General features: G+C 72.6%; 17 protein-coding genes. 9 read left to right on the top strand and 8 right to left on the bottom strand.

The features are described from left to right. Window positions 1–11 precede the first annotated feature (11 nt). From ACTMSW_RS25490 to ACTMSW_RS25470, 5 genes are all read left to right on the top strand, one after another. Complete coding sequence (locus ACTMSW_RS25490) at window positions 12–386, top strand: SCP2 sterol-binding domain-containing protein (RefSeq protein ID WP_441183206.1); 375 nt, start codon at window positions 12–14, stop codon at window positions 384–386. Continuing rightward, window positions 386–2,449, top strand: a complete 2,064-nt coding sequence (locus ACTMSW_RS25485; protein WP_441183205.1) for an amylo-alpha-1,6-glucosidase — start codon at window positions 386–388, stop codon at window positions 2,447–2,449. Before ACTMSW_RS25490 ends, ACTMSW_RS25485 begins: the two co-directional genes overlap by 1 nt. Window positions 2,450–2,553: 104 nt before the next feature. Continuing rightward, window positions 2,554–3,312, top strand: a complete 759-nt coding sequence (locus tag ACTMSW_RS25480) for a lysophospholipid acyltransferase family protein (protein ID WP_441183204.1) — start codon at window positions 2,554–2,556, stop codon at window positions 3,310–3,312. Between the two features lie 90 nt (window positions 3,313–3,402). After that, window positions 3,403–4,005 carry a cysteine hydrolase family protein gene (locus ACTMSW_RS25475; RefSeq protein WP_441183203.1) on the top strand — a complete coding sequence of 201 codons (603 nt, stop codon included), beginning with the start codon at window positions 3,403–3,405 and terminating at the stop codon, window positions 4,003–4,005. A 5-nt stretch (window positions 4,006–4,010) separates the two neighbouring features. Continuing rightward, the gene (locus tag ACTMSW_RS25470) at window positions 4,011–4,991 is read left to right on the top strand and encodes a GlxA family transcriptional regulator (protein ID WP_441183202.1); all 981 of its coding nucleotides are present in this window, start codon (window positions 4,011–4,013) and stop codon (window positions 4,989–4,991) included. Here ACTMSW_RS25470 and ACTMSW_RS25465 read toward each other — a convergent pair. The 6 genes from ACTMSW_RS25465 to ACTMSW_RS25440 all read right to left on the bottom strand — a co-directional run bounded on the left by ACTMSW_RS25465 (window position 4,873) and on the right by ACTMSW_RS25440 (window position 10,422). Next, the gene (locus ACTMSW_RS25465) at window positions 4,873–5,595 is read right to left on the bottom strand and encodes a hypothetical protein (RefSeq protein ID WP_441183201.1); all 723 of its coding nucleotides are present in this window, start codon (window positions 5,593–5,595) and stop codon (window positions 4,873–4,875) included. The genes ACTMSW_RS25470 and ACTMSW_RS25465 overlap by 119 nt on opposite strands. Before the next feature lie 137 nt (window positions 5,596–5,732). Further along, window positions 5,733–6,446 (bottom strand): response regulator transcription factor, encoded by a 714-nt coding sequence (locus tag ACTMSW_RS25460; RefSeq protein WP_441183200.1) that lies wholly within the window; start codon window positions 6,444–6,446, stop codon window positions 5,733–5,735. Continuing rightward, window positions 6,419–7,654, bottom strand: a complete 1,236-nt coding sequence (locus ACTMSW_RS25455) for a hypothetical protein (RefSeq protein WP_441183199.1) — start codon at window positions 7,652–7,654, stop codon at window positions 6,419–6,421. The genes ACTMSW_RS25460 and ACTMSW_RS25455 overlap by 28 nt, the downstream gene beginning before the upstream one ends. Further along, entirely contained in the window at window positions 7,644–8,819 is a 1,176-nt protein-coding gene (locus ACTMSW_RS25450; protein ID WP_441183198.1) for a sensor histidine kinase, read from the bottom strand. Before ACTMSW_RS25450 ends, ACTMSW_RS25455 begins: the two co-directional genes overlap by 11 nt. A gap of 125 nt (window positions 8,820–8,944) precedes the next feature. Beyond that, on the bottom strand, window positions 8,945–9,334 hold the full coding sequence (locus tag ACTMSW_RS25445) for a VOC family protein (protein WP_441183197.1): 390 nt from the start codon (window positions 9,332–9,334) through the stop codon (window positions 8,945–8,947). Window positions 9,335–9,432: 98 nt separating this feature from the next. After that, window positions 9,433–10,422, bottom strand: coding sequence for a LysR family transcriptional regulator (locus tag ACTMSW_RS25440; RefSeq protein ID WP_441183196.1), 990 nt, complete (start codon window positions 10,420–10,422; stop codon window positions 9,433–9,435). A gap of 242 nt (window positions 10,423–10,664) precedes the next feature. Here ACTMSW_RS25440 and ACTMSW_RS25435 point away from each other — a divergent pair, with 242 nt between their 5' ends. Then, window positions 10,665–11,690: a hypothetical protein gene (locus ACTMSW_RS25435; protein ID WP_441183195.1), complete on the top strand. Its 1,026-nt coding sequence runs from the start codon at window positions 10,665–10,667 to the stop codon at window positions 11,688–11,690. 79 nt (window positions 11,691–11,769) lie between these two features. Here the strand turns inward: ACTMSW_RS25435 and ACTMSW_RS25430 are convergent, their stop codons facing one another. After that, complete coding sequence (locus ACTMSW_RS25430) at window positions 11,770–13,086, bottom strand: MFS transporter (RefSeq protein WP_441183194.1); 1,317 nt, start codon at window positions 13,084–13,086, stop codon at window positions 11,770–11,772. Beyond that, on the bottom strand, window positions 13,083–13,694 hold the full coding sequence (locus ACTMSW_RS25425; protein ID WP_441183193.1) for an ArsR/SmtB family transcription factor: 612 nt from the start codon (window positions 13,692–13,694) through the stop codon (window positions 13,083–13,085). Before ACTMSW_RS25425 ends, ACTMSW_RS25430 begins: the two co-directional genes overlap by 4 nt. A gap of 65 nt (window positions 13,695–13,759) precedes the next feature. Here ACTMSW_RS25425 and ACTMSW_RS25420 point away from each other — a divergent pair, with 65 nt between their 5' ends. The 3 genes from ACTMSW_RS25420 (at window position 13,760) to ACTMSW_RS25410 (ending at window position 16,261) form a co-directional block, all read left to right on the top strand. Next, window positions 13,760–14,398 carry a LysE family translocator gene (locus ACTMSW_RS25420; protein WP_441183192.1) on the top strand — a complete coding sequence of 213 codons (639 nt, stop codon included), beginning with the start codon at window positions 13,760–13,762 and terminating at the stop codon, window positions 14,396–14,398. Window positions 14,399–14,493: 95 nt separating this feature from the next. Continuing rightward, window positions 14,494–15,036: an RNA polymerase sigma factor gene (locus tag ACTMSW_RS25415; RefSeq protein ID WP_441183191.1), complete on the top strand. Its 543-nt coding sequence runs from the start codon at window positions 14,494–14,496 to the stop codon at window positions 15,034–15,036. After that, window positions 15,023–16,261 (top strand): hypothetical protein, encoded by a 1,239-nt coding sequence (locus tag ACTMSW_RS25410; RefSeq protein ID WP_441183190.1) that lies wholly within the window; start codon window positions 15,023–15,025, stop codon window positions 16,259–16,261. Before ACTMSW_RS25415 ends, ACTMSW_RS25410 begins: the two co-directional genes overlap by 14 nt. The last annotated feature ends 60 nt before the right edge of the window (window positions 16,262–16,321 follow it).

The following is a 16,321-nucleotide window of genomic DNA, read 5'->3' as shown; positions in this document are numbered from 1 at the left end:
AGGGGGACCCGATGGTGGACGCGACCATGCGGTTCTTCGAGGACCTGGACCGGCGGGGCTACGAGCCGCTGCTGGCGAAGTCGTCGGGGACGCTGCGCTTCGACCTGCACGAGAGGGCGCGGACGGTGCACTGGCTGCTGAAGGTCGACCGTGGGCGGCTCCAGGTGAGCCAGGAGGACCGGGAGGCGGACACGGTGGTCGTGACCAGTCCCGCCCTGTTCGAGGACCTCGCCGCCGGCCGCGAGCACGGACTCGCGGCCATCCTGCGCGGCGACATGACGGTCTCCGGCGACGCCCAGTTGGTGATCCAGGTGGAGCGGCTGTTCCCCGGTCACCCCGACGCACGGGGCCCCCACCGGCGATTCGGCCACCGGGAGGTCGACTGATGGCGGGGAAGAACAACGTCCGGATCCTGGACGGCAGCACCTTCGTGGTCTCCGAGGAGACCGGGGACATCAGGGCGACGGCGAGCGAACCGAGTGGACTCTTCTCGCTCGACACGCGGTTCCTCTCCACCTGGGTGCTGACGGTCAACGGGGAACGCCTGACTCCGCTGTCCTACGACGACCTGCAGTACTACGAGGCGCGGTTCTTCCTGGTACCGGGGGCGGCGACCCACTACGTCGACGCCAAGCTGTCGGTCATCCGGCAGCGGGCGGTGGGGGGAAGCTTCTCGGAGCAATTGACCATCCTCAACCACGACGAGAAGCCCGTCGACCTGGAGATCCGGATGGAGGCGGCCGCGGACTTCGCCGACCTGTTCGAGGTCAAGGACGAGATCCTCAACAAGAAGGGCGAGATCTACACCGAGGTGGAGTCGGACCGGCTGCGCCTGGGCTACCGCCGGGGCAACTTCAATCGGGAGACCGTCATCTCCTCCCAGGAGCCGGCCCGGTTCGACAAGAGCGGTTTCGCGTACACCGTCCACCTTGAGCCGAACGAGCGGTGGGACACCCAGATCGACGTGCAGACCTCCGCCCTGGGCCCGGGCGGCCGGGACCTGCGGATGGGGCTGCGCGCACACGGCGCCGAACGGCTCGCCCTCCAGCAGGACCTCCAGGAGTGGATGGCCGCCGCACCGAAGGTCAACACCGAGCACGAGGAACTGGCCAGGACGTACCGCCGCAGCCTCGTCGACCTGGCGGCGCTGCGCTTCTCGCCGCTCTCGCTCGGCGGCGCAACCCTGCCGGCGGCCGGCCTGCCCTGGTTCATGACCATGTTCGGCCGGGACAGCATCTTCACCTGCCTCCAGACGCTGCCGTTCACCCCGGCGCTGTCGAAGACGACGCTGCGGATCCTGGCCGCGTTGCAGGGCACCCGGTTCGACGACTTCCGGGACGAGGACCCCGGGCGGATCCTGCACGAGATGCGCTACGGCGAGTCGGCCGCCTTCGAGGAGCAGCCGCACTCGCCGTACTACGGGTCGGTGGACGCCACGCCGCTGTTCCTGGTGCTGCTCGACGAGTACGAGCAGTGGACCGGGGACGTCGCCCTGGTCAAGGAGTTGGAGCAGGAGTGCCGCCGAGCCCTCAGGTGGATCGACGACTACGCCGACCTGGTCGGCGGCACCGGCTACATCTGGTACGAGCGGCGCAACAGCGACACCGGCCTGGAGAACCAGTGCTGGAAGGACTCGTGGGACTCCATCTCGTACCGCGACGGCACGCTGCCGCCGTTCCCCCGCGCCACCTGCGAGGTGCAGGGGTACGCGTACGACGCGAAGGTCCGCGCGGCCCGGCTGGCTCGGGAGTGCTGGGACGACGCGGCCCTGGCCGACCAGTTGGAGCGGGAGGCGGCGGAGCTCAAGGAGCGGTTCAACCGGGACTGGTGGGTCGACGACGGCGAGTACTACGCCCTCGGGCTGGACCCGGACGGCCGGCAGTGTGACGTGCTCAGCTCCAACATCGGGCACCTGCTCTGGAGCGGCATCGTCGACCACGACCGCGCCGAGAAGATCGCTGAGCACCTGGTGGGGCCGCGGCTCTTCTCCGGCTGGGGCGTGCGGACGCTGGCCGAGGGGGAGGTGCGCTACAACCCGATCGGCTACCACAACGGCACGATCTGGCCGTTCGAGAACTCGTTCATCGCCTGGGGCCTGCGCCGGTACGGCTTCGGTGAGGAGGCGGCCACCATCGCCAACGGCATCCTGGACGCGGCCACGTTCTTCGACGGGCGGCTGCCGGAGGCGTTCGGCGGCTACCAGCGGGAGCTGACCAAGTTCCCGGTGGAGTATCCGACGGCGTGCAGTCCGCAGGCCTGGTCCACCGGCGCCCCGCTGCTGCTGCTGCGGACCATGCTCGGCCTGGAACCGCACGAGGGTCACCTCGCGGTGGCGCCCTGCCTGCCCGTCGGCATGGGTCGCATCGAGGTCCTGGACATCCCGGGCCGGTGGGGCCGGGTGGACGCGTTCGCCCGTGGTCGGCTCGACCTGCGCAACAGCGCCGGCTGAGTGCACCGGCCGCCGGTGGCCCCGATCCGCGGCGGCCGGCGGCCGGCGGCGCCGACGCGGCCTCGCCCTACGGTCCCGTAACTTACCCGGGGTAAAGTTGCCGGATGCCGGAACTCGTGTACCCGCCCGTCGTCGCCGCCGCCAAGGCGATGTTCCGGGTCCTCGACCTGAAGATCACGGTGGAGGGCGCCCACCACGTCCCGCGGACCGGCGGGGCCGTCATGGCCAGCAACCACGTCAGCTATCTGGACTTCATCTTCTGCGGGCTGGGCGCCCAGGAGTCGAAGCGGCTGGTGCGCTTCATGGCCAAGCAGTCGGTGTTCACGCACAAGGTGTCCGGCCCGTTGATGCGGGGCATGCGACACATCCCGGTGGACCGGCGGGCCGGTGCCGGGTCGTTTGCCTCCGCGGTCAGCGCGCTGCGCGGCGGCGAGGTCGTCGGCGTCTTCCCGGAGGCGACGATCAGCCGGTCGTTCCAGGTCAAGGAGTTGAAGAGCGGCGCGACCCGGATGGCGAGCCAGGCCGGTGTGCCGGTGCTGCCGGTGGCGCTCTGGGGTGGGCAGCGGCTGTGGACGAAGGGCCGCCCCCGCACCCTCACCCGTCGGCACGTGCCGATCACCATCCTCATCGGTGAGCCGATGGACCCGGCGGCGTACGAGGACCCGAACGTGATGACCGCGGACCTGAAGACCCGGCTGACGGCCCTGGTCGACCGGGCCCAGCGGGAGTACCCGGATTCGCCGGCCGGCCCGGACGACGCCTGGTGGCAGCCGTGTCACCTCGGTGGCACCGCGCCCACCCTGGAGGAGGCCGCCGAGTTGGAGGTTCGCCGTCGTGCCGCCGCCAAGGACCCCTGGGCCTGACGCCGTCCGCGGGGGAGGGGACCGGATCGTTCCGGTGCCGGGCGTGATGGTGCCTGTCGACACGTGGCCCGTTCGACCAGGATCTCCGTCATGAGCAGAACAGCACTCGTCGTGATCGACGTCCAGGAGTCCTTCCGGCAGCGCCCGATCTGGGCCCACGCCTCACAGCCGGACATCGTCGGGCAGGTGGACCGGCTGGTCGCGTACGCCCGGGGCCGTGGTGATCTGGTCGTCTGGGTCCTGCACGCCGAGCCGGGCACCGGAGGCGTGTTCGACCCGGCTGGTGGCCATGTGCGCCTCATCGACGGACTCGCCTCCGCCGACGGGGAACCGACGCTGGTGAAGACGTCGCACAACGCCTTCACCACCACCGGTCTCCAGCAGGTGCTCACCCTGGCCGGCATCCGCGAGGTGACCGTCTGCGGCATCCGCACCGAGCAGTGCGTCGAGACCACCGCCCGGGTCGGCTGCGACCTCGGGTACGAGATGACGTTCGTGACCGACGCGACGGTGAGCTTCCCGACTCCGCACTGGAGCCTGCCGGAGACCGCCACGCCGGCCGAGATCCTCGCCGATCCCCGCACCCTGTCCGCGGACGACATGATCGCCCGCACCGAGTACGCCCTCGCCGGCCGCTTCGCCACCGTCCGTACGGTCGCCGAGGTCACCGGCGCGGTGCCGGCCGGAGTCTGACCACCGTGGCCCGGGTCGTCTTCCTGCTGGTCCCGCACCTGCACCTGCTGGATCTCGCCGGCCCGGCCCAGGTCTTCTCGACCGCCGCCGACCTCGGGTACGACTACCGGCTGCACTACGTCGCCGACCGTGAGGTGGTGCCGACGGTGCAGGGCGTGCCGGTGGTGGCCGACCTCCGGTGGCCCGAGCTGACCCCGGACGACCTCCTCGTCGTACCCGGATGGCGACCTCGGGCGCACGGGCCGCAGGGGCCGGTCGGCCCGGAGGACCTGCGGCGGTTGGCCGCCCACCACGCGGCCGGCGGGACCGTCGCGAGCGTGTGCGCCGGGGCGTACGCCCTCGGTGGGGCCGGGCTGCTCGACGGCCGGCGCTGCACGACACACCACGACGTGCAGGACGACCTGGCCCGCCGGCACCCGGCGGCGCGGGTGGTCCGGGACGTCCTGTACGTGGTCGACGACCGGGTGGTGACCTCGGCGGGCATCGCCAGCGGCATCGACGTGGCACTGCACCTGGTGGCGACCCGGCACGGCCCGGCGACGGCCGCGCGGATCGCCCGCACCCTGGTGGTGTACGCGCGCCGCAACGGCCACGAGCAGCAGACCAGCGCGATGATGCGGCACCGCTCGCACCTGTCCGACGTGGTGCACCGGGTGCAGGACCTCATCGACGGCCGGTACGCCGAGCCGCTGCCGCTGGCCGAGCTGGCCGCCGTCGGCGGAGTGGCCGAGCGGACGCTGACGCGCCTGTTCCGCCGGACCACCGGCCTGACGCCGCTCGGCTACCAGCAGCTGCTGCGGGTGGAGAGGGCCGAGCACCTGATCGGGCACGGGACGACGGTCGAGTCCGCCGCCCGTACCGTCGGCTTCACCGATGCCCGGATGCTGCGCCGGCTGCGGGCCCGGGCCACGCCCGGCCGACCTGGCCCCGCCGGTAGTAGTCGTCCCGCGAGTGGAACTCCACCGGCAGCGCCCCCGGCAGTGTGACCCGGTCGGTGCCGGAGGGGAGCGCCGGCCGGGCACGCAGCACCAGGACGTCCCGCTCCGGCGGGGACAGGTCCACCAGCTCGGGGTGGGTGAGCCGGAAGGCGGCCACCGCCCGGCGTACCTGACGGGCCAGCTCGGCGACCACGTCCGCCGGGCCGGTCAGGGCGAGCGCGGGCTGCCGGATGGTGCGCAGCGCGTCGCAGACGACCAGCAGCCGCGCGGCGCCGTCGGGTGTCGGCGTCGACAGCTCCAGCCGGGACGGCCACTGCCAGCGGATCTGGCCGCTGACCAGACCGGGCAGCCGGACGGCGCGGCGGTGCCGGGGATCGGAGGCCGCGCCGGCCACGGACAGCTGCGAGCCGGTGCCGGCGTACGCGATGCGCCGGTCGGTGACGTTGACTTCCACCGGCTCGGGCAGGCTCCAGCACCGCCACCCCTCGGTGGGGTCGAGCAGGTGGCCCTCGGCGTGCAGCAGGTACCGGCCGATCGTCTGCTCGCCCGACTCCAGGGCGAGCCGGTGGCGCCGGTCGAGGACGGGCCCGGTGTCGTCGTCCGGGGCGTCGAAGCGGTGCGGTGCGATGAAGAAGGGGGAAGCGTCGTGCATCGTGACGACCTCCGGTGTGGACACGTCTGCGGAGGCCGTCGGAACCCCCGTCCCGCGCCGGGACTCAGCCCCGGGCTCCCCTCGGCCCCTTACCCGTCGAGCCTCGCCCACCCCGGCCCGCCCTGTCATGACGCCCGTTAGGGGGTCGGCCGGTCGTACGACGCCTGCGACCGGTAGGTGCCGATCTCCTCCGGCCGGACGAGGCCGTCCTCGATCGCCCGGGCGAGCAGCGCCGCCTTCGTGGCAGCCGGTCGCCCCGCCCGGGTGTACTTGATCCGCGCACGGTCGACGTACTGCTTGACGGTGTGTTCGCTGATCCGCATCCGTCGGGCCACCGACGCCTTCGACATGGACTGGAACCACAGCAGCAGCGCCTCCCGCTCCTTGTCGGACAGCGCGGGCCGGTCCGGCCGGGGATCACCGACGATGGCACCGGCCAGGGCCGGCGGTACGTACGGGCGGTCGCTGGCGGCGGCCAGGACGGTCGCCACGCAGTGCTCCCGTCCCTCCTGCTTGGCGAGGAACGCCACCGCGCCGGCGTCCAGCACGGCGAGCATCGTCGCCGGGTCGGTGTGTTCGGAGTAGACCACCACCCGGCGTCCCGCGGCGCTCAGCTCGGCGAGCTTGTCCAGCACCATGCGGCCGTGCAGGCGCAGGTCGAGCAGGACGACGTCGGCGTGCGGAGCGACCCGCAGCACCTCGTCCGGGTCGTCGCCGGTGGCCAGCACGGTCAGCCGTGGCTCGGTGGCCAGCCAGGCGCGTACGCCCTCGACGACCACCGGGTGGTCGTCCACGATCGCCACGCCGATCGACCGCCCCCCGGTCACCGCCGCCACCGCGTCTGCGTCCATCGGATCTCCCCGTCCCGCTCCTGGAGGTGCTCCACCCGTGGGTCCCCGTCGCCCGGCGGCCCGGCGGTCGGCTCGTCGTCGCGGTCCGGTACGACCAGACTGACCACCACCTCGTCCGGCTCGGCGACGACGGTCAGCCGGGCCCGGTCCCGGGCGTCGGCCAGCGTCGCGGTGAGCGGTTCGGCCAGCGCCCGGCGTACCTCCACCGGCAGGGGCGGCGGCGTGCCGATCGTCACCAGGTCGATCGGGACGCCCCTGCGCTCGGCCAGGTCGGCCGCCGCCCGCAGCTCGTGCAGGAGCGGGTCCGGTACGTCGTCGGACTCGGCGATCAGCCGGCGCAGCCGCGCGGCGGCCAGCACGCAGCGCCGCCGGACCATCGGGTCGGCCGGGTCGGCCCGCCCGTCGGCCAGGTCCGCCAGCACCTCCTCGGCGGTGCCGCTGACCAGCGCGAGCCGTTCCCGCCGTTCCCGCCGGGCCCGTTCGGCCGCGTCCCGCTCGGCGACCAGTGCGGACGCCGTCGCGGCGGCGGCGGCCCGGTTCCGGGCCAGCGCGGCGATCGCGGCGCTGCCGGCGAAGACCGCGACCTGCAGCGACACGGTGCCGTAGACGTACATCGTGAAGCGCGCCAGGTCGGCGGGCGCGGTCGCGCCGTGGCCGAGGACCGCCACCAGGGCGATCAGCGAGTGCGCGGCGAGCAGCACCAGCAGGCCGGTCACCCGGCGCCCCCAGAGCACCAGCACGAAGAACCAGCCGAGGGTGCCCCAGGCCCAGTTCGCGGCGGTGAACAGCTGGCGCTCGCCGGCCGCCGCGAACACCAGCGCGTCGACCACCAGCAGCAGCACGGCCAGCGGCCACGCGGGCAGGGGTTCGCCGCGTAGCAGCCGCAGCCCGGCGACGGCGCCGGTCACCGCCACCACGGCCCAGCAGGCGAGCACCAGCGTCGGCCGCGCCAGGTCCGCGCGGGCCGCCAGCACCGCCGGCAGGCCGATCGCCGTGTGCCAGGCCAGGGCGATGACCACCGCGACCACCCGCGCGCCGCGGTCGGACGCGCTCGCCACAGCCGCCGCGGCGTCCGCCCCGGCCGGGCCCTCCGCTGGCGTACGCGCTGCCGGCGCGACCGGCGTCGGCGCGCCCCCGGGGTACGACGCGGACGCGGTGTCGCCGGTGACCGCGGCTCCGGTCGGCGCCGGGTCGGTCTCAGTCGACATCGGACCACTCCAGCCGGATCCGGGTACCGGCGCCGGGTCGGGACCCGACGTCGGCCCGGCCCCCCACACCGGCCATCCGGCCACGTACCGACTCGCGCAGTCCGTACCGGTGGGCCGGGACCGTGGCCGGGTCGAAGCCGGGACCGTCGTCGGTGACCTCGACCACGACGATGTCGGCGATCCGGTCCAGACGCAGCGTGGCCGTCGCGCCGGGCGCGTGCCGGACCACGTTGGACAGGGCGGCGTGGGCGCTCTCGGCGATGGCGTCGGCCACCGGCGCCGGTACGGTGCAGGGCGCCAGCTCGACGGTGACCGGCAGGTCCGGCAGGCGCGTGAGCACCGCCCGCAGCCGCTCGTCCAGCGACGTCGGCCCCTCCGGCGTCGCGCGGGCGTCCGCGAGCGCGCCCAGGGTGCGCAGATCGGCGGCGCACCGCTCCCGCAGCGCCGCCGACGGGCCGCCCACCGCGCCCAGACCGACCATGGTGAGGGTGGCCAGGACAGTGTCGTGCAGGTCCCGGTTCTGCTGCCGCTCGGCCTCGCGGGCGGTGCGGGCGACCAGCGTCTTCCGGGTGAGCCGCTGGTGCGCGGCGAAGGCACCGTCGGCGCGGGCGATCCGACGACGCATCACCCCGGTCATCACCGCCGCGCAGAACACCTGCACCAGCAGCGTCGCCGCGTGCGCGGTCGCCTCCGCACGCGCGTCGGCCGCCCCCGCGCCGACGACGTACGCGCCGGTGACCAGCAGGCCCGCCGGCACCGACCAGCGCACCGGCGCGGTGGCCTGTGCGTTGATCACCGTGGTGCTGGCCAGGACGGCGACCCAGCTCCCCTCGCCGGGCAGCACCTCGGGTGCCACCAGCACCGGGATCGCCAGGCACGTGACGGTGGTGAGGAGGACGTCGCCGGCGACCAGCGGACCGGAGACGCCCTGCCGGAGGACGTGTGCCGCGTACCAGACCGACCAGACGGTCAACGCCGCGACGGCCGGCACCAGCACCGCCGGGGCGACCGGAGGCGTCCGCACCGACAGGGCCACCACCGCGCCGACCAGCCCGCAGGAGAGCCGCAGCAGCGCGGGCAGGGTGGTGAAGATGAGGGTGAAGGCGTCGCCTGCCGGGGTGTCCGACGTGGCGAGCGTCGGAGCGGAGGCGGAAACGGCCGGCATCGAGGGAGACGTCCTTAGGCGAAACGACCCTCTCGGGGGTCCACGCGGCAAATCGACGCCGGAGAATAACACGACCGGTACCGGATGATCACGGACGGTACGTGCGATCTCGTCGATCCGTGGCCTCAGCCACGGGGCTGGATCAGGTCCCACCGGTTGCCGTACAGGTCCTCGAAGACCGCGACCGACCCGTACGCCTCGTGGCGTGGCTCCTCGACGAACCGCACCCCGGCGGCGCTCATCCGCCCGTGGTCACGGGTGAAGTCGTCGGTGTTCAGGAACAGGCCGACCCGGCCACCGGTCTGGTCGCCGACGCGTTCGCGCTGCTCGGGGGTGGACGCGCGGGCGAGCAGCAACGCCGTCTCCCGGGCACCGGGCGGCCGGACCACCACCCAGCGGGAGCCGTCCGGCCGGGGCGTGTCCTCCACCAGGTCGAAGCCGACCCGGTCGACGTAGAAGGAGATCGCCTCGTCGTACTCGCGCACCAGCAGCGCGACCAGTCCCAGATGTGCCACCCGGTCATTGTGCCGTCGCGGCCCCCGGCCGGCCCGCAGTGCCGGCTGCGCGTCCGGCCCGAGCAGGAACGGTTCGTGCTGACCGACTCGTGTCGAACTCACCGCATGGGTTCCGTGCCATCGTGGTCGCGTGCCGCCGCGGCGAGGGGAGCCGGCCGTTCGATCGTGGTGGGTCCCCGCCTGGCTCGGCCGGCGGGACTGCGGGCGGTGTGGTCGGCATGGAGTCGTGCGACTGAGCCACCGATGCGGAGGGCCTGCTCCCGCGAGGTCTTCGCCCGTACGCGGGCGACGAAAATCCGCCGCTGTTCCGGCAGGCCGATGTCCCGTGTGGTCAGTCCACCCACCCGGCGGACCATCGGGGTGCACAGGCAGACTCCCCTGAGCTCCACGAGCGCGGTGGGAAGCTCGTCGCCGGCGTGCACCGGCACCTGCCGGGGCTCGAAGCGTCCGTAGTTGCGGCACACGGCGACGGTGAGTTCGTGGAGATCGGGTTGGCTCGTCAGGACGAGCCAGTTCTCGTCCACCAGGTCGGCAATCGTCAGCCGGGGACGCCGGGCGAGGCGGTGCCTGCCTCCGAGTGCCAGCCAGACGTGCTCGGTGGCAACCTCGTGCCGGTCCACCCCTTCGGGCAACTGCAGCGGCACGGAGGTGAAGTCCTGGCCGACCAGGACGTCCAGCTTGCCGTCGAGCAGTAGGGCCATACCCTCCGTGGTGCCGACGGTGATGGTCTCGACGGCCTGCTGCCGGTCGTCGGGGTGCAGGGCATCGGCGATCGCCCAACTGCTCCAGGGGGCCCGGAAGCAGCCGACCCGCACCGGCGCCGTCGCCGGCATGGCGGCCCGAACAGCACCGACGGCATCGTCGGCCGCCGCGAGCGCCACGCGCGCGTGGGTGAGGAACACCTCCCCGGCGGTGGTCACCCGGACCCCGTTCGGCAGCCGTTCGAACAGCTCCGCTCCGACCAGACGCTCGAGTGCGCGGATCTGCACGCTGAGTGTCGGCTGGCTGATGTGGAGCCGCTCCGCGGCGCGGGTGAAGTTACCCGATTCGGCCAGTGCCACGGCATAGCGCAGGTGTCTCAGCTCCATGGCGCCTCCACTATGGTCGATCGGCGGTGGGCGACACGCATGCACCGGCCAGGGTAACGGTCGCCCGGGGCGGCCTGCGCGCGGTTGCCCCGGGCAGACGGCCCGGCTCCGCTCCGCGATAGGCGTCGCGAATAGGCGGAATAGATCGAAGTTCTTGGACCGGCTATGTTCGCTCGTGCTCTACTTCGTTCGTTCACTCGCGCTCCGCTGAGGCGAGGTTCCGTTGCAACGAAAGGAGAGTGATGAGGCGAATCCCGGCCCGCATTGCTGTGCTGGCGACATCTGTCTTGATGGGTGTTGTCGGCTCGGTGGTGAACGCAAGTCCGGCTCTCGCGGTCGTTGACGACAAATGCGCGACGGCCTCGGTGGGGGCCACGTGCTACCAGTACGAGATCCTGCGTCGCCAGATCGGCGTCCCCCTCAGCGGGGAAAGTAAAGTCTTCCGGGTGCTGCCGGGAGCTTCACCGGTCGGGCCGACGGTCAGCGCGAACATCACGGCTACCAGCAGCTACAAGATAACCAATGCGGTCAGCCAGACCGCCGCCTTCTCGTGGTCTTTCGGAAGCTCGCGTGAGTTCGGCGCGATCGCCAACCTGGTGGCGGGCAGCGCCTCGGCCGGGATCAAGATCGACGGCAACGTCTCGGCCTCGGGGAGCACCTCGGTCACCCGCACGTCGGAGACCTCGATCGGCTGGTCCACCACCTACAGCGTGTCGCATCCCCCGGTGGACGTGCGCCGTGGGTACGACATCTACACCCACGTCCTGGGCAACAAGTACGAGGTCAACCAGCGGGCCTGCGAAAAGAAGCTGTGGGGAACGTACTGCTACGAATGGCAGACGATGTTCATCGATGAGCCGACCGGGCTGGGAGTGCGGGAACAACCGCTGGGTTGGGGGTCCACCGCATTCGGTGCCGGCGGACGGGCGGTCTGGACGACGAACGTCGACCCACGATACGTCGGCCAGGGAGTCTGCCCGTTCCCGATCGGCCTCAACATCGACCTGGCGAGGAACACGTACCAATTCAGCTGCTACTTGACGATTCTTGCCCAAGGTAATGTCCAGGTCTCCAACATCAGGGAAAACTGGATCTTCGATCTCGACTCGGCCGACGTCACCCTCACCAGCGGCCCGGCCAGGGGAGTGGTGCAGCTGACGCGCTCCCCGTGGGTAAAGGGAAATCCCCGATCCGTCACCATGAATTCCTCCACGGGCATCGACTTCGTCGGCACCGGTAAATTCGCCCTGACGGGGTGGCATTCCTGATCGGTTCCGCCCGCAATGGCGCGTACGGTTCTCCCGTGTAGGCCTGACGCGTGAACAGCAGACGGCCATCGCGTGATCCTCACGACGCGATGGCCGTCTGCACCGCGCTGCTCCGCTCGGCCGGGGCCTGATCGGGTGCCGCGTCGTCGATCGTGGCGATCCGCCGCACCGGGGAGGCGACCAACCACAGCGCGGCCAGCATCCCGCCCAGGCCGGCCACGACCAGGGTGGGCCGCAGCCCGAGGGCCGTGCCGAGCGCGCCGCCGGCCAGCGCGCCCACCGGGCGTACGCCGTAGTTGACCGCGGCGTACGCGCCGGCCCGCCGGCCCCGGGCGTCGTCCGGGGTGACCCGGGCGAGGAGGGCGTTGAGGTTGACGTCCATGAGCATCACCCCGACGCCCGAGAGCAGTGTGGCGCCGGCGAGCACCGCGACCTTCGCCCAGGTCGGTCCGGCGGCCAGCGCCGTGAGGGCGAGCGGTGCGGGGAACAGGGCCGCCCCGACGATCGCGGTCCGGCCCACACCGACCGCGCGGGAGACCCGGGGCGCCAGCGCCGCGCCCGCCAGTGCCCCGAGCGCCCCGACGCCGAGGACGAGACCGATGGTGCCGGCGGACAGGCGCAGCTCACGGCTCGCGTACAGGACCGACAGCGCGCTACCCATCATCGTGAAGAAGTTGACGGTGGTGGTGCAGCCGAGCGCCGCGCGCAGCACCGGGTGCCGCAGGACGAGCCGGAAACCGTCGCGCACCAGGGCCAGCGTGGACGACCGGGTCGGCGACGGCGCGACCTCGGTGACCGTGATCCGGCCCACGAGCAGCGCGGACACCAGGAACGACACCGCGTCGACGAGGACTGCCACCGGGGCGGTCAACGCCTGCACGAGCGCGCCGCCGACGGCGGGGCCGGCGACGGACGAGCCGGCCCGGCTCAGGCTCAACCGGCTGGTCGCGTCCAGGTAGGCCGACGGCGGCACGAGGGCCACGAAGAACGACGGGTGCGCCAGGCCGGCCAGCACCGCACCGGCCCCGGTGAGGAGCGCGACGATCCCGAGGTGGGTCAGGGTGACGGCGTCGAGCAGGTACGCCGCCGGCAGGCTGAGCAGGACGCCGGCCCGGACCAGGTCGGCGACGACGAGCAGGCGGCGCTTGTGGGTACGGCGGTCCACCCAGGCGCCGACGACCATCCCGAGCAGATACGGCGTCCAGATCAACGCGGTCAGCATGCTCACCTGCCGGGGCGTCGCCGCCAGCACGGTCACCGCGATCAGCGGCAGGGCCAGCTCGGTGACGCGGTCGCCGGCCTGCGAGACCGTCTCGGCGATCCAGAACGTGCGGAAGCGCCGGTTGCCCCGCAGCCCGTCGACCGGCGCCGCGACGGTGGCGGTGGTGGCGCTCATGCCTCTGCGGCGTCGTCGGCCGGGTCGTCGGTACCGTCGGCCTCGGGCAGGACGTACCGGAGGATCCGCACGCCCCGTGCATCGGCCGGCGCGTCCCGTTCCGGCCGTCGGACGTACGGGGCGAGGATCTTCTCGACCGCGTCCTCGATCTCCCGCAGCTCGTCGGCGGAAATCCGGATGCGGGTGTTCGTCGTCCGGGCCAGTCGCCGCCACCCGGTGTCCAGCCGGGGTTCGTCGTCCATCAGCCACCGGTGGGGCAGCTCCGCGTACCGGGCGAGCATCTCCCCGCCGAGCTGCCGCGCCGCGCTCTGCCCCTCGGGGTCGTCCGGCAGGTTGAAGCGGAAACCCCGTGCCGCCGCCTGCCACCAGCGCTCCCGCTTGCTGGTCGCGCCGTCCCAGTCCTTGACCAGGCCGAACGAGGCCAGGTGTCGCAGGTGCCAGCTCAGCACCGACGGCGTGGCGCCCACGTGCGGGGAGAGCTGGGTCGCGGTGGCCGGGCCGTGCCGTTGCAGGTGCTCCAGGATCGCCAGTCGGACCGGATGGGCCAGCGCCCGCAGGGCCTGCGGGTCGGTGATCTCGAAGTCTCCGTACGGATTAGTGAGAGACATGTTTCGAAAGTACTCTTTCACGTCTGGTCTGTCATCCTCCTCGCTACGCGGCTAGCCTCGGGGTCATGACCTCGGTGTCCCACCTGCTGGCCTTCGCCGGCCTCATCCTGCTCGGCGCGATGTCGCCGGGACCGGACTTCGCGATGGTGGTCCGGCGCTCCGCGATCTCGGGCCGTACGCACGGGATGGCCGCGGCGGCCGGGATCGCCGCCGGAGTGTCCGCCTGGGCGCTCGCGGCGGCCCTCGGTGTCGCGGCCCTGTTCGAGGTGGCTCCCGTCGCGTTCACCGTGGTCAAGGTGGTCGGCGCCGCTTACCTGGTCTTCCTCGGTGTGGGCGCGTTGCGCGCGGCCCGCCGTCCCGGTGGTCCGGAGTCCCTGCCCCTCTCGGGCGCCGGCCGTGCCGACGGGCTGTGGGTTCCCTTCCGTGAGGGCCTGCTGTGCAACGTGCTGAACCCCAAGGTGGCGGTCTTCTTCGTCGCACTGCTCCCGCAGTTCTTCCCCGCCGACGCCGGTCTGACCGACGGCCTCGCCCTGTCGGCCGTGGCGGTCGTCGTCACCGCCGCCTGGTTCGTCACCGTGGCGAACCTGGTCGCGGCGTTCCGCCGGGTGCTCGCCCGACCAGCCGTACGACGTGCCGTCGACGCCCTGACCGGAACCGTCCTCATCGGCCTCGGCGTCCGGCTGGCCCTGACCACCGCCCGCTAGACGAGGCGCGCTGGCGCCCGCCGGCATCTTCCGGCCGCCGCCACGGAACCTTTCCCACCGCTCGTGAGTGGAAGTGGTGGAGAAGGGAGGTGACGGTGTCCGACGGTGATCTGATCTCCGAGGTGTACGCGGGCTGCTTCCGGCGGCTGGTCGTGCAGCTCTACGCGGTGAGCGGGGACCTGCACGAGGCGCAGGAGGCGGTCCAGGAGGCCTTCACCCGGGCGCTGGTCGCGCCCCGGCGGTTCGCCCAGCTGGACAATCCGGAGGCGTGGCTGCGGCGGGTGGCGGTCAACGTCCTCCGCAGCCGGCACCGTCGGCGTCGGGTGCTGGACCGGCTGCTGCGCCGGATCGGCCCGCCGCCCGCCGTCGCCGACCGTTCCCCGGAGCACCTGGCCCTGCTGGCCGCGCTGCGGGGCCTGCCCGAGGGGCAGCGGCACGCTCTGGCCCTGCACTACCTGGTCGACCTGCCGGTGGACGAGGTCGCCGCCACCCTCGGCGTGTCGGCCGGAACCGTCAAGTCCCGGCTCTCCCGCGGCCGGCAGGCCCTCGCGACGCTGCTCGCCGACTCTCCGACGACCGTCGCCGACTCTCGGACGACCGACCGCACGAGCACCGGGAGGATCGATGTCCGATCATGAGTTCCGCGGCTTCGACGTCGACACGATCAGCGAGGCCGTCCGGCAGCCGCCCCTCGACGACCTGTGGTCGGCGGTCCGGGCACGCCGTCGGCGTCGTACCGGCGGGGTGGCGCTGGCCCTCGCGCTGGTCTTCGCCGGCATGGCGACCCTGCCGCTGGCCGGCAGCACGCACGCGCTCGACTGGTCCGACCCGGCGCCGGTGCCGTCCCCGGGGGAACATGCGGCCCATCTCTTCATGACCGGTCCGGAATCCGGCGTCGGGGTCGCGGACCACGGGTGCACGCTGCACTTCACCCACACCTCGGACAGCGGGCGGACCTGGTCGGACTGGGCGGCCGGCCGCTACCGGTCCACGGCCTGCCCGCCCGGCGCCACCGATCCCGTGGGCCACCACGTGGACTTCTCCGTCCTCGGCGAGCGCTCCTACCTGGTCCAGGACGGTGACCTGTTCCGGCTCTCCACCGATCACGGGCGGACCTGGCAGGACGCGGGCAAGGCGATGGTGTCGGTGCCCGCCTTCCCGGCGAACTCCCAGGTCGTCTTCTGTCAGGAGGGCTGTGGGGCGATGAAGCACCTGCTCGCCGTGGACCCGTCCACCGGGACGGTGTACCGGCTCACCGGCAAGCCGCCCTCGCCCTACCCGCCGTTCAGCGTCTACCCCAGCGCGGACGGAACGATCTGGGCGACCCACTGGCCGGGTGACCCCAACATCATGGTCGTCGCGCGAAGTGTCGACCGGGGTGCCACCTGGAACACCTGGCGGCCGGCCAGGGACACGAACGTGATCGCGGTGGTCGGGGTCAGCGTCACGGAGGCGTACCTGCTGATCGAGCCCCCGCTCCCGCCCGGCGCCCAGCCGACGGAGGTCACAGGACCGTCCCAGCTACTGCACACCATCGACGGTGGAGCAAGGTGGACCGACGTGGGCACCGATCTGCCCGCGGTTCCGTTCCACCGGACGATCACCCTCGGCGCGGACGGTTCCCTGCTGTTACCCGAGGCTGGTCACATGCGGTCCGACCACATCTCGTTCCTCCGGGTGAGCCGGGACGGGGGCCGGCACTTCGTCACGGAGCGCGAGTACGACCGCAAGGACGGCGGGGTGGGGGTCGCTCCCGGCCAGGCCTGGCTCTACGGGCGGGACGACATGTCGCGGGTGGGCGCGGACCACGTCCTGCTGACCCGGGACGGCTCGTCCTGGACCCGGTTCGCTCTTCCCTCCTGAGCCCTGTGGGCCGGCGCGGCCGGTTGGTCGAGCCGGCCTAGGGGCTGTCACGGTGGTCTA

The organism is Micromonospora sp. BQ11 (genome assembly GCF_052068135.1).
In the GTDB taxonomy this organism is placed as follows: Bacteria; Actinomycetota; Actinomycetes; order Mycobacteriales; family Micromonosporaceae; genus Micromonospora.
Note: the sequence above shows the minus strand (reverse complement) of the source record. Positions and strands in the feature narration are given on the sequence as shown.